The 12,530-nt window shown below is 60.6% G+C and carries 14 protein-coding genes; 9 read left to right on the forward strand and 5 right to left on the reverse strand.

What is annotated here, in order from left to right:
- Positions 1-14 precede the first annotated feature (14 nt).
- Together C7449_RS09430 and hemA are read left to right on the forward strand one after the other, a co-directional pair.
- Positions 15-818: an FAD binding domain-containing protein gene (locus C7449_RS09430; protein WP_108002522.1), complete on the forward strand. Its 804-nt coding sequence runs from the start codon at positions 15-17 to the stop codon at positions 816-818.
- 221 nt (positions 819-1,039) lie between these two features.
- A complete protein-coding gene (hemA, locus tag C7449_RS09435) occupies positions 1,040-2,254 on the forward strand; it encodes a 5-aminolevulinate synthase (RefSeq protein ID WP_108002523.1) in 1,215 nt (404 codons plus the stop codon).
- A gap of 43 nt (positions 2,255-2,297) precedes the next feature.
- Here the strand turns inward: hemA and dxr are convergent, their stop codons facing one another.
- Positions 2,298-3,491, reverse strand: a complete 1,194-nt coding sequence (dxr, locus tag C7449_RS09440; RefSeq protein WP_108002524.1) for a 1-deoxy-D-xylulose-5-phosphate reductoisomerase — start codon at positions 3,489-3,491, stop codon at positions 2,298-2,300.
- Positions 3,492-3,672: 181 nt separating this feature from the next.
- On the opposite strand from dxr, the gene C7449_RS09445 reads away from it, so the two are divergent.
- Both C7449_RS09445 and C7449_RS09450 read left to right on the forward strand, forming a co-directional pair.
- Complete coding sequence (locus C7449_RS09445; protein ID WP_108002525.1) at positions 3,673-4,389, forward strand: META domain-containing protein; 717 nt, start codon at positions 3,673-3,675, stop codon at positions 4,387-4,389.
- Between the two features lie 101 nt (positions 4,390-4,490).
- A complete protein-coding gene (locus tag C7449_RS09450; RefSeq protein WP_108002526.1) occupies positions 4,491-4,871 on the forward strand; it encodes a CAP-Gly domain protein in 381 nt (126 codons plus the stop codon).
- A 142-nt stretch (positions 4,872-5,013) separates the two neighbouring features.
- Here C7449_RS09450 and C7449_RS09455 read toward each other — a convergent pair whose 3' ends face one another.
- The 3 genes from C7449_RS09455 to C7449_RS09465 all read right to left on the reverse strand — a co-directional run bounded on the left by C7449_RS09455 (position 5,014) and on the right by C7449_RS09465 (position 8,336).
- Positions 5,014-6,573, reverse strand: a complete 1,560-nt coding sequence (locus C7449_RS09455) for a caspase family protein (protein WP_108002527.1) — start codon at positions 6,571-6,573, stop codon at positions 5,014-5,016.
- Positions 6,574-6,943: 370 nt separating this feature from the next.
- Complete coding sequence (locus C7449_RS09460) at positions 6,944-7,999, reverse strand: site-specific integrase (protein WP_108002528.1); 1,056 nt, start codon at positions 7,997-7,999, stop codon at positions 6,944-6,946.
- Positions 8,000-8,018: 19 nt separating this feature from the next.
- Positions 8,019-8,336: an Arc family DNA-binding protein gene (locus tag C7449_RS09465; protein WP_108002529.1), complete on the reverse strand. Its 318-nt coding sequence runs from the start codon at positions 8,334-8,336 to the stop codon at positions 8,019-8,021.
- Positions 8,337-8,473: 137 nt separating this feature from the next.
- Here C7449_RS09465 and C7449_RS09470 point away from each other — a divergent pair, with 137 nt between their 5' ends.
- Both C7449_RS09470 and C7449_RS09480 read left to right on the forward strand, forming a co-directional pair.
- Positions 8,474-8,668 carry a hypothetical protein gene (locus C7449_RS09470; protein WP_108002530.1) on the forward strand — a complete coding sequence of 65 codons (195 nt, stop codon included), beginning with the start codon at positions 8,474-8,476 and terminating at the stop codon, positions 8,666-8,668.
- 232 nt (positions 8,669-8,900) lie between these two features.
- Positions 8,901-9,680 (forward strand): hypothetical protein, encoded by a 780-nt coding sequence (locus C7449_RS09480; RefSeq protein ID WP_108002531.1) that lies wholly within the window; start codon positions 8,901-8,903, stop codon positions 9,678-9,680.
- Positions 9,681-9,796: 116 nt separating this feature from the next.
- On the opposite strand, the gene C7449_RS09485 is transcribed toward C7449_RS09480, so the two are convergent.
- A complete protein-coding gene (locus tag C7449_RS09485) occupies positions 9,797-10,366 on the reverse strand; it encodes a hypothetical protein (RefSeq protein ID WP_108002532.1) in 570 nt (189 codons plus the stop codon).
- 388 nt (positions 10,367-10,754) lie between these two features.
- Between C7449_RS09485 and C7449_RS21920 the strand changes: the two genes are divergently transcribed.
- From C7449_RS21920 to C7449_RS09500, 3 genes are read left to right on the forward strand one after another with little or no spacing between them, the layout of a single operon-like run.
- Entirely contained in the window at positions 10,755-11,042 is a 288-nt protein-coding gene (locus C7449_RS21920) for a hypothetical protein (protein WP_210204709.1), read from the forward strand.
- Entirely contained in the window at positions 11,042-11,437 is a 396-nt protein-coding gene (locus C7449_RS09495) for a hypothetical protein (RefSeq protein ID WP_108002533.1), read from the forward strand. The genes C7449_RS21920 and C7449_RS09495 overlap by 1 nt, the downstream gene beginning before the upstream one ends.
- A gap of 13 nt (positions 11,438-11,450) precedes the next feature.
- Positions 11,451-12,164, forward strand: coding sequence for a recombinase family protein (locus tag C7449_RS09500; protein WP_108002534.1), 714 nt, complete (start codon positions 11,451-11,453; stop codon positions 12,162-12,164).
- Positions 12,165-12,530 lie beyond the last annotated feature (366 nt).

A 12,530-nucleotide genomic window follows, 5' to 3' on the forward strand; every position in this document is an offset into this window, starting at 1 on the left:
GGAGTGAAACGGCCATGTATGCAACGAACTACCATCGGGCGTCCTCGGTCGCCGACGCCGTCCGCCTCAAGGGCGCTTCGGAGGACGGCAAGTATGTCTCGGGCGGGATGACGCTGATCCCGACCATGAAGCAGCGGCTCGCCGCCCCCTCCGACCTGGTCGATCTCAGGCATGTCGCCGAGATGAAGGGGATCACCGTGTCGGGCGACACCATCCGCATCGGCGCGGGTACGACCCATGCCGAGGTCGCGACGTCCGCCGAGCTGAAGGCGGCCTGTCCGGCGCTGTGCCATCTCGCCTCGCAGATCGGCGATCCGCACGTCCGCCACATGGGCACGCTCGGCGGCTCGATCGCCAACAACGACCCGGCGGCCGACTACCCGTCGGCGATGCTGGCGCTGGCGGCGACGATCGTCACTGACCGGCGCGAGATCGCCGCCGACGACTTCTTCACCGGCCTGTTCGAGACGGCGCTGGAGGATGGCGAGATCATCGTCGCCGTCAGCTTCGCAAGACCGGAGCGGGCGGGCTACAGCAAGTTCCCGAACCCGGCGTCGCGCTATGCCATGACCGGCGTCTTCGTGGCCAAGGCTGCCGGCGGGGTGCGGGTCGCGGTCACCGGCGCGGGCTCAAACGGCGTGTTCCGGCATGGCGGGATGGAATCGGCGCTTGCCGGCAATTTCTCGCCCGATGCCCTCGCCGGCGTCACGACGGACCCGTCCGACATGCTCTCGGACATCCACGGCAGTGCCGAGTACCGGGCCAATCTGGTCAACGTGATGGCCAGGCGCGCCGTCGCAGCTGCCGGCGCGGTTTGAAACTCTGTTTGAAGCCGGTTAAGGAGGGCGGCACTGGCCGCCTTCTTTTTACCTTGGACTTGACATGCATCAATCAGCGATGATTGCTGCCCGTGTAGCTTGAAACGGTTCAAGGGTTGGTGCGGATTTGCCGCAGCGCCTTTGCGTTGCGGCAGCGGCCCCCGAGGTGTAGTGCGAGGGCAAGGCGGGCGGGTGATTTCCGCCCCGGTCTGGAGACGGTAATGGACTTTGAGGCTTTCTTCAAAAACGAACTCGACGGGCTGCATCGGGAGGGCCGCTATCGCGTCTTCGCCGAGCTGGAGCGCCACCGGGGCGGGTTCCCCAAGGCGACGCGGCATACCGATTCGGGCTTGCAGGAAGTCACGGTCTGGTGCTCCAACGACTATCTCGGCATAGGGCAGCATCCGACGGTCACCGAGGCGATGAAGCTTGCCATCGACCAGTGTGGCGCCGGTGCCGGCGGCACCCGCAACATTTCCGGCACCAACCATTACCACGTGCTGCTCGAGCGCGAGCTCGCCGACCTGCACGGCAAGGAAGCGGCGCTGCTCTTCACCTCCGGCTACGTCTCCAACTGGGCCGCACTCGGCACGCTCTGTTCCAAGATCCCCGGCATCATCTGTTTCTCGGACGCCGGCAACCACGCCTCGATGATCGAGGGCATCCGCCATTCGAAGTGCGAACGGGTGATCTGGAAGCACAACGACCTGAAGGACCTCGAAGCCAAGCTTGCCGCCGCCGACCCGAAGGCGCCGAAGCTGATCGCCTTCGAATCGGTCTATTCGATGGATGGCGACATCGCCCCCATCAAGGAGATCTGCGACCTCGCCGACAAGTACGGCGCCATGACCTATCTCGACGAGGTCCATGCCGTCGGCATGTACGGACCCCGCGGCGGCGGCATTGCCGAGCGGGAGGGGCTGATGCACCGCCTTACCGTCATCGAGGGCACACTCGGCAAGGCGTTCGGCGTCATGGGAGGCTATATCGCCGCGTCCGCCGCGCTGTGCGACTTCATCCGGTCGTTTGCCTCGGGCTTCATCTTCACCACCGCGCTGCCGCCGACGCTTGCTGCCGGCGCGGTCGCCTCGATCCGGTACCTGAAGGAAAGCCAGCAGGAGCGTCTCGCTCATCAGGAGCGCGTCCGCCGGCTGCGCGCGATGCTCGACAAGAACGGCATCCCGCACATGCCGAACCCCAGCCACATCGTTCCGGTGATGGTCGGCGACGCGGCCAAGTGCAAGTGGATCTCCGACCTGCTGCTCGACAATTTCGGCATCTACGTCCAGCCGATCAACTATCCGACCGTGCCGAAGAAGACCGAGCGGCTGCGCATCACCCCGACGCCGCTGCATTCGGACGCCGACATCGACCACCTGGTCGGCGCGCTGCATTCGCTCTGGTCGCGCTGCGCGCTGGCCCGCGCCGTCGCCTGAGGGCGGCCGTTCCGTCCGTTGATAAAGTTATGATGGCCGCGGCTTACGCGGCCATTTCCTTTTTGGCGATGATTTCGCCGGCGCGGTGCCGTGCCTCGGCATCGGCGGCAAAGACGTCGTCCATCGACACGGCCGCCGCCCACCCCGCCATCGCCTCCATCACCTCCTCGGCGATTTCGGCCATCTGCAAAAAGCCGATGCGCCCGGCGACGAAGGCATGGAAGGCGGCTTCCTCGGCGGCGTTCATCACCGCGCCCTGCAATCCGCCGCGCCCCAGCGCCGTGCGGGCCAGACGCAGGGCGGGAAAGCGCTCCTCGTCCGGCGCCTCGAAGTCGAGCCGCGACAGTTTTGCAAAGTCGAGCCGCTCGACATTGAGCGCGGAGCGTCTCGGGTAGCTCAGCGCATAGCCGATCGCGGTGCGCATGTCCGGGCAGCCGAGCTGCGCCAGCACCGATCCGTCGGTATAGCCGACCATCGAGTGGATCACCGACTGCGGATGCACCACCACCTCGATCTGGTCCGGGCGCAGGTCGAAGAGGTGCTTCGCCTCGATCATCTCCAGCGCCTTGTTGAACATCGAGGCGCTGCCGATCGAGATCTTCAGCCCCATCGACCAGTTCGGATGGGCGCGGGCCATGGCAGCGGTGACACCCGCCATCTGCTCGCGCGACCAGGTGCGGAACGGCCCGCCCGAGGCGGTCAGCACGATCCGCTCGACGGCGTGGCGCTGGTCGTCCTCCAGCGCCTGGAACACCGCACTGTGCTCGCTGTCGACCGGCAGCAGCCGGCCGCCGCCGGCGGCGACCGCATCGACGAACAGTTCGCCGGCGGAAACCAGGCATTCCTTGTTGGCGAGCGCGATATCGGCGCCGCGCTGGGCGGCTGCCAGCGTCGGCGCCAGCCCGGCCGTGCCGACGATCGCCGCCATCACCCAGTCGGCGGGGGCGGCGGCCGCCTCCAGCAAGGCCTGGCGCCCGGCGCCGACGGCGATGCCGCTGCCCGACAGCGCCTGCTTCAGCTCGTCGTAGCGGCTCTCGTCGGCGGTCACCGCAAGGGCGGCGCCGACGGCGCGGGCCTGCTTCGCCAGCAATTCGATGTTGCCGCTGCCGGTGACGGCCACCACCTCGAAGGCGTCGCGCCCGCCGAGCTGGCCGATCACGTCCAGGGTGCTGGTGCCGATCGAACCGGTGGAGCCGAGAATCGTGACGCGGCGTTTCGTCGTCTCGCTGGGTGCCATGATCGTCTTCCGCTATCTTCTTATTGTCGTGTTGAGGCTCTACAGCCGATTGCCGCGTGCAACAAGGTATCGTTATACGCGTTCCTGAGGGCGCGGATACGCGCGCACTTGACGTTTTCAACGGAGCGGCCATAACGTCGCCGCTGGCGATGCTTCGCCGACCTGATCTTGGAGGATACCCGTGCGGTTATCGGTGAATGCGCTGGCGGCCCTGCTGCTGTCCCTCGGCTCTGCGACGGCAGTCTTGGCAGCCGACGCCCTGCCGCCGGGATTGAGCGCGACCTGGATTGTCGAGGACATCAACGGCACCGGCGCCATCGACAACCTGCAGACGACGCTGGAGATCCGCACCGACGGGTCCTACGGCGGCAACGGCGGCTGCAACACCTATCGAGGCAACCTGAAGTTCGGCAAGGAGGGCGAGGTCACCTTCGCGCCGGCCGCCGCCACGCGCAAGATGTGCGCTCCGGCGGTGATGGACCAGGAGCAGAAGTTCTTCGACGCGCTCGGCACCGTGAAGTCCTGGAAGCTGGAGAATGGCCAACTGCACCTCGCCGACAAGGACGGCGGCCATGCGCTGCGGCTCTCCGTCCTGAAGAACACCACCGACATCGTCCTGCAGGTGCCGAACACCGTCACCGTCGACCGCCAGACCGTCGCCTACAATTGCGACGGCGACCTCAAGGTGAAGGCGGACTACATCAACGCCGAGAGCGTCTCGCTTGCGATCCTCACCTTCGGCGACGAATTCGTGATCGCCACCAACGTGCTGTCCGGATCGGGGGCGAAATATGCCGGCCGCCAGTTCGAATGGTGGACCAAGGGCGACGAAGGCACGCTGACCGACCTGACCAAGGGCGTGGATGCGGCCGCGATCGCCTGCCGCAAGGCGTCCTGACGGATTGCGGCGCCGCCGCGAAAGGCAGGCGCGCCGCTGGAATTCGCACTGCAGCGGGAGGCGGGGCTGATCGCTTCCCCGGCATCGCACCGGAGGTTCCCATGCCAACATTTCGTGTCGGTCAGAAGGTCGTCTGCGTCAACGACACCTTCAAGAACGTCTCGATCGACCAGGGCATCCGCAAGGGGCAGATCTACACCGTCCGCTGGGTCGGCCACTACCGTCACTATGTCGACGGCGACTTCTACGGCATCAAGCTGATGGAACTCTACCGCGGCAACGACGACGGCCCGGAAGGCTACGGCGCCGTCGACATGCCCTTCCGCGCCAGCCGCTTCCGCCCGCTCGTCTCCGACCGCATCAAGAGCATGCTCGGCATCAAGGCGCCGCCGCCCAAGGTCGAGGCCCGCCCGTCGCTCGTCCCATCGGTGAAGCCGAAGCCGCGGGTGACGGCGCCGGAGAAGGAAGAGGAGAAGGTGTGAGGGCCACCGGATTGGTGTCCGCCGGTTGGCGATACTGACGCGATTGTAACCGAGACAATTCCACAGGACGCTACCTAAGAGAAACTAGGTGGTCTGTGCTGGCCGTAGCAAATGTCCAGCCAGCACTCCAGCTGTGACGGACTTATGACTTTGTGGGTTCCGCGCCAGATATTTCGTCTTGAGAGCGCGTCTTAGTTTTCTTTTTTAAGTCGATGCCAGGCTCAAGTGTTAAATCCATCCATTCGGCTTGAATGGAGCTCTCTACCGATGAGTAGAAGTCCCTGACGACCTTGTGCGCCAGCGCCTTGATTTGGTCGGTTTTTTTAATGGCTGCTTCATCGCTTTCCCACTTCGATGACGTTTGGATGATGTTATTTCCTGACCAGTCCCGTCTTTTGTATTGGCGGAAACTCCAAAACAACCTAAGGTGCGATAGAGAGGAAATTATGATTATTGTGCATGAAAACGGTGTGACTGACCTGAATTTTGGTTCAAGTCGAACTGTCACCTGTTCATTTTGAATATCGCAGGTGCTTCGATAATCTTCAATAACCCGACGCCGCTCTTCAATTTCCTTGGTTTCGATGTCGCGGCCCATTCCCATAAAGCGAGACGATAAACTGAGACTGCCCATCAGTGGATTGTAATCCTTTGGGACCGTCCTTGTATACGTCCTCATTGTGTAAGTAGGCTCAACAAAATAGCCACTATCATGGTGTTTGCTAGCCCATTCGCCGATGGCTTGTACGGACCCCGATTTTGGCCCTACGTGCCTGTTCATTTCGAAAATCTCTGACAGCTGGCCGGGGACCGGTGTGTGAGAAATTGCGGCGAGGATGTTATCTATGGCCGCCTCCGCCTCATCCTTAGTACAAAGAGTCTCATCTACCCGCTGAATTCGTTCAATCAAGGAGATATTTTTGCCGCCCTGATCGCGTGCATCCGCTGCTGCTTCCGCCAGAGAAAGGGCCGGTAAATACCGAGCGACTACAGCCTGCATCGCAGGTGAGCCTTCGCAGAAAATCTGCGTGTAGTCAGATTGGGTTACGAACTGGGGAGTTTGGTTTGTGGATTCGAAGTAATCTGATGCTGCACTCATGAGGTCGCGGTACCTGGTCGCTCCGCTATCTCGTCGGCCTATTTCTGAAAGAAGGCACTCTGTAAATGCGCTTAAGTTGCCAGATGTCCATGACACTTGATCGCTCTGAGAGGAATACAAGAAATAAACGTCGGTAAAGCCCGCTTGTCCTCCTTTAAGAAACTCGCGAAGACCTTCACTACTTTTGATGTAACTCGTCCCTGAGTGGCAGGCATCTACTATCTTCACGAATAATTTTGGCGACAAGCCGCGAATCATCGCATCAAGTTCGGTATTGGCCAATGATGTGCGGTTGCGAGCACTAGGGTCGTAATCTGATAAAATGTGGTAAAATTCATCGCCTACGAAATCACCATGGCCGCTGAAGTAGAACACGACCTCTTCCACATCGGATGACTTATGCCTTCCAACAAATGCCGATATCTGGTCTTTTACGACGGTACTGGTTGTTTCACCGCTCTCGATAAGAACCAGCAGTTCGTCGAATCTTGAGGTCTGTCTAAGGACCTCCGCGATCGCCGAGCCATCGTTCTTGCAAGCTGCCAAGCTCTGCAAAGGCGCCTTGTTTTCACTCACACCAATGACTATTCCCAACTTCGCCATGCTATTTCTTTCCCCAAAATGCACTAAATGCAGGGAATGGTTGTGGCGATATTCATGTTTCTGTCAACGCCCGATGTTGTGTGGTTTTGTGGCCTGGATCCGAGACAGAGAATTGCGGGCCGTTCGAAACAGGTATTATAAGCGGGATGATCTGCCTGCGGTGGCGGCGCGAGTTCTAAAATTATTGTAGAGCGATATTAGGGGGCGAGCGCATAGATTGCGCTTGAGCATGCTTCAAATATGCGGTCGAAAAACGAAAAACTGGGTGGTGATCCCGCCGCGATTCGAACGCGGGACCCCCAGATTAGGAACCCGCTACGCGTCCTGAATTTTCAGGGGTTCCACGCTTCTTGTCGCGCCTATGTTGCAGTTAGGCGAGAAAGGCGCGCTCGGCAGCGGCCATTTCATCGGCGCTATCATCCTTCGGGAACAGGTGTGAATAGCGGTCCATAGTGAGCGCGATCGTCGAGTGCCCCATGCGCTCTTGAACGATCTTCGGAGGCAGACCGAGGCCGCCGTCCTCCTTCGGGTTGATGCACCAAGACGCATAGAAGTGCCTCAGCGCATGCATGCCGGTATATTTCGGCATCATGATCGAATCGCCCTTCTTGTCGACCTCCCCGCTGTCGACCCCGATGCCCGCGGCGACCCAGGCCGGATGCAGCCCACGGCGCAAGATGTTGTTCAGCTGCTCGACCTTCCCGGTTCCGTTCGGGAATACGAGGTCGAGCACCAGGATCTTCTCTCCTGCGTCATCCACCTTGCCGGTTTCCCGCTTCGGGCAGGCCAGCTTCCATTCACGCAGGGCATTGATCACCATCGGCGGGGCCGGCACGGCGCGCTCACTTGAAAGAGACTTTGGCCGGCCGATATCATTGAAGCGGTCCGCCCGCTGGTGCACCCGAATCTCGCCCTTGTCGAGATCGACGTCCTTCCAACGAAGCCCGATGTCGCGAACGACATTGCGCCCGACTAGCCCACGCTCTTGTGCATCGGCAATCAGCGTCCCGAGGCTCACCAGCACCTTCTTGATCATTGCTGGCGACCGGCCGACGCTCCGTAGCTCATCCTCGAAAGCCCGTATCTTGGCAATCGACAGTGCCGACAGCTTCGTCGCGCCAATGAGTGGCACTAGATGGAGTCGAAGGTGGCGTTCGTAATCCTGAATCGTTGCGCGCTCCAGACCTGCAGCTGTCGCGCTGGCAAGCCATAGCTTGCCGGCCGCCTCAACCGTCGCGCTTGCGCTGTCCGCGACATGGACGCCTTCCCTAATTTCGACAGAGGCCGTAGCGGCGAAGGCATCAGCGGCCTTCTTGAGCTTGAAGGTTTTTAGCCGGCGTTTGCCGTTGGTGTCGGTGTAGTCGACGACCCAGGCCGTCTTCTCCTCGCCTTTGGCGTTGGTCCATGTGCGCTTGCGGACGGACATACGTCGGGCTCCCGGCAGACTATTGGCTACCGTCTGGGCTGTAACCTTCCATATCTTCCACGCGCACATCCCCTAACGGCAGGCTTTCCACGCGTTCCAAAGCCTCTCTGAGAATTGCAGCTATCTTGGTCGCGTTTATGTAGTTGGCCGCTATGACAGAATTCAACGCCTCAGTCGCCGAATGCCCGGTAGGGTCGTAAAAAGTGGCTTCCAGCCGGGCAACGATTTCCGCGTTCATGCTGCGCCCATTTTTTTTCGCTTCTTCCTTCAGACGGTCTCGCATGCCGTCCGGCAGCCGGATCATCGCCTGTTCAGAGCCTCTTCCAATCTTCGCCATCTGCGCCTTCCCAATTTTTCCATTAGCACTGTGCTAAATCCCCGTTGACGTCAAGATCAGCACGGTGCTAAGCGTGGAGTAGCATCAGCACCGTGCTGAATGTTGCCCTTGACAGTCACTGACGGAAAGGAACCCCGATGGCAGAGGTAGAGAGCAAACTTGATTTGGTGTGGGGAGCGGAGGAGATCGCGAAGATTATCGGGCGCTCTCCGAGGGTGACATTCCACCTGCTCATAATGGGCGCCATTCCCGCCAAGAAGGTCGGCGGCCGCTGGGTCGCAGAACGGGGCAAGCTGCAGCGCTTCTTTTTAGAAACGGCAGCGTGCCTATGAGGGGGCCGAAAATCATGGGGTCCACTTCAGAGGCAGGGCTGGCCGAGCTTTCGGCGGACGAACACGAACACTCCGTCATCATTGAGCAGGCCGCCATGTGGCTTGCCGACCAAAACCCGTCACCGCGCCCGACCGCTCCCAAACTGCGCCAGCGGTTCGGCCTGGCGGCGCTCCAAGCCTGCGAAGCAATCGCGATGGTTGATCGGTTCCGAATCTATCGAAAGACGCACGGATGAGAGCATTTGCAGCTGTCCCGCCGACCATCTGGCAGGCGGAGGTGAAGATGCTCAGAGGCGACGGCGAAGCCATCGCGATTTTCTTCCACCTTCTGACCAGTCAACACTCGACAATGATCGGCGTCTACCCGCTTGCCATCGGCTACATGGCCCATGACTTGGGGATACCCTTCGAAGGGGCTTCGAAGGGGCTTCGAAGGGTCTGCCATAGTGGTTTGGCCTCCTACGACGAGGACCGCGAGCTGGTGTGGGTGCACGACATGGCGTCATCTCAGATCGCTCCTCGCCTAGCCCCCAAGGACAACAGGGTGACGGCTGTCGCGAAGCAGTTGGAGCTCTTGCCTATCTGCCCGATAACGTTGGCTTTCTATGAGAAATATCGGGACCGCTACCATCTTAAAGACCACCCGCTTCTGGCAGACTTCGAAAGGGCCTTCCGAGGGGCTTCGGAGCCCCTTCGAAGCAAGGAGAAGGATAAGGATCAGGACCTAGGACCAGAAGAAGGAAAATTCGGCTCTGGAGATGAAGAGGGTACGTATACGCACGCGCGAGCGAACGATGAGCCGGAATTGCCATACGATCCTCCCGCCACGCTTGAAGAAGGCAGGGCGACGATCCGGTCCCTTGGTGTTCCATCGAGCTTTTTCGAGCCGGCACTGACCCGCTTGATGATGCAAGCGCTGTTTCCTTGCGATGTGGAGAGGTGGAAAGCCGAAGCCGGCGAGCCGCAGCATGACGCAACCGAACCCGTTCGACTGGGCCGAGGCAAAGTCTGACGACGTGATCGACGTGATGCCGGCACTTTTCCGCAAAGCGGCGATGGAGGCGATCTGCAACATCCGAAGACCTAAGGGCGGCCTTCGCCGACATCAACTCTAGACAATCCGCCATGTCAGGCGGCCGGCAGTAGCTGGAGCGGGCTTTCCGAAAAGCAGCCCAAATGGACGCCACTCACATTGATTTCGACGAGGCATTTCAAATCGGCAATGCCGGAGCCGCAGATCCGGTTGTTGAAAGGACGATCACCATGAGCACAGATCTTGAAATCCGGGGACTTCGCCCTGACGCAAGGGTTGGCGAGGAGTTCCATGTCCGACGACAGGGAAGTTGGTCTGCTTTGACCGAATGCATATTCGAACTGGCTCCTGCGGAAGCCGGTGATCTCATGCTCTGGGGGGACTGCGATTCTGATGTCCTGGGCGCCGAGGGTGGTATGAGGCTCGCAGATCGTTCTGAGGACCTGCTGCAAGACGGTTCCGTCTTCGGTGACGTTGCCAAACGAAATGTCTGCCTGGCGCGGCATCCAAGCATCGAATGCACGCAATGCGACGGATGTGAGATCGACCCCGTAACTGATCAGGTCTGCTTCCGGTGCCAGGGGACGGGGACTATTCAAAACCCACAAACTTACCGTGATCTGTACGAAAGCGACGTGTCCGAGTTTTGTGAATTCTTGCGTCACGCCGGCGGTTTTTCCGTCTGGGACTCGGCAGAATTCTTTCGCTCGTCGCAATCGATCCCGGCCCTTGCGGCGGCTCAAGCTCGTCGAATGAGATAGGATGGGGTATTCTGTAGTTCATGCCAGCGCTGTCAAACCTTAAGTGGGAGGCGTTCGCTCGGGCCGTCGTACGAGGGCGACCGGCGTCACAGGCCTATGCGAGCGTCTACCACGTCAGCGGCAATGTGGCGGAGGCCGCCGCCGCTCGCCTGTTAAGGAACGTTAAGGTGGCCAATCGCGTGGCGGAATAAAAGGACAAGCGGCAAGACGGACTGAAAAGTCCGTCGCGTCGCTGGTCGAAGACCTCGATGCCGTCATTGTTTTTGCAAGACAATGCAACAACCCTTCCGCCATGGTCGCTGCCATCGCGCAGCAGGCAAAACTCCTCGGGCTTGAAGCCCCACGGCAGCTTGAAATCATGCATAAGCCCGCACCACTGCCGACACGCGTGCTTGAGCTGACCGAAGAGGAGTGGACCGCGCAGTTTGCCAACCCGCCCCGTCTCGTAAACACTGCAAAACCCCTTAAGCAAATCCGCGCGGAGAAGCGCCCAAAAACTACGGCGATCCCCGAACCGGTCGCCGAGGGTTCACCCATGCCGGGCGCCCTGTGGCTCGATCTAGACGAGGAGTTGGAGTGATGCACCGGCCGACGACAGTGCGTGCCTACCCGGCCACGAAAGCCGAGCTTGTATCTGAGTTAATCGCAGTGGCAGCAGAGGCAGGGAAGCATGGCGACTGGAAAGTGGCTCATCAGGCGCTGGAACTTGCTTCCCTGATCGAGCGCCAGCGGTGGCGTGTTCCGGATCGCCGCACCAAACTCGACAACTTCATCGCGATCACCGAGGCGGTCGTCCTTTGGGCGCGCTGCTTTACTCCGGACGACGTCGAGCAGATCAAAAACACCCTTGCCGGTCTGCATCACCTTCGTTCCGACCTCGCTCTACAGAGCGGCAACACCACAGCCTTGGCTGATATTCGTCAAGATCTCTTTGGCATTTACCTGCCCTACTGTATCATTTGCTCAAGGAAATGATACGCCGTACAGGATGAACGCATTGAGCAGCAAGGAATGGATCAAGGCGGTGGCCTATCTCCGCACCTCCAGCTCAACGAACGTCGGGCAGGACAAGGATAGCGAGAGGCGCCAACTGGAGGCCATCGAGGCCTACGCCAAGACAGTGGGCTACGAGATCATTGACAGCTACTACGACGCCGCCATCAGCGGTGCCGATGCCGTGAACGAGCGACCCGGCTTCTCCTCAATGCTCGAGCGGCTACTATCGAACGGCGTGCGCACGATCCTTGTCGAGACCGCCAGCCGCTTTGCCCGCGACCTAATCGTGCAGGAAACTGGCCACGAGATACTGAAGGCGCGGGGCATCGATCTGATAGCGGTCGACAGCCCAGATAGCTTCGTCGCCGATACGCCTACCGCCACCTTGATCAGGCAGGTGCTCGGTGCGGTTTCCGAATTTGAGAAGGCGATGTTGGTGGAGAAGTTGCGCGGGGCACGGGAGCGCAAGCGCCGCGAGACGGGGACGAAGGTCGGAGGGCGGAAGAACTATTCCGAGATCGAGGGCGGCCCCGAGATGATCAGCCTTGCGAGGAAGTTGCATCGCTATCCGGTCAACGGCAAGCGCCGCTCGCTCAACGAGGTCGCCCACGCGCTGGCGGAGGCTGGCTATGTGTCCAGCGCTGGAACCCGTTACACGCGAACAGCCGTCTCCCGCATGCTCCAACGGAAGCCCGAGGCCAAGTAGGGAGGGGTGGCTGCCGCCCCCGGGGCTTTGCCGGTGGCGGGGGTGGGGTGGCAAAAAGGGTCCCCTCATACACTCGTTTTCCAGTTCCGACCGGCGGCTTGGCCTGCCCGGTTGCATCGCCTGCATTTCGGGCACAGAAGCCCAACAGCGTGATAGTGCGACTAGATCAGGTCTTGGCTAATGTGGCGGCACAACGAGCCCATGATGCCAACGGGATCCTTTTCAGTGAAATGTGTTCGCATGGCCGCCCTCGGCCCAAAGCGGACAATGGTCGTTCTCGGAGAGTATGGCTGCTTTGCGCCCGCATGTCGGTCATTGAGGCCGAAATCGGGTCTGCCTGAAAGCAGACATCGCGCCGGCGGCGAA

Source organism: Mycoplana dimorpha (assembly GCF_003046475.1).
Lineage (GTDB): Bacteria > Pseudomonadota > Alphaproteobacteria > Rhizobiales > Rhizobiaceae > Mycoplana > Mycoplana dimorpha.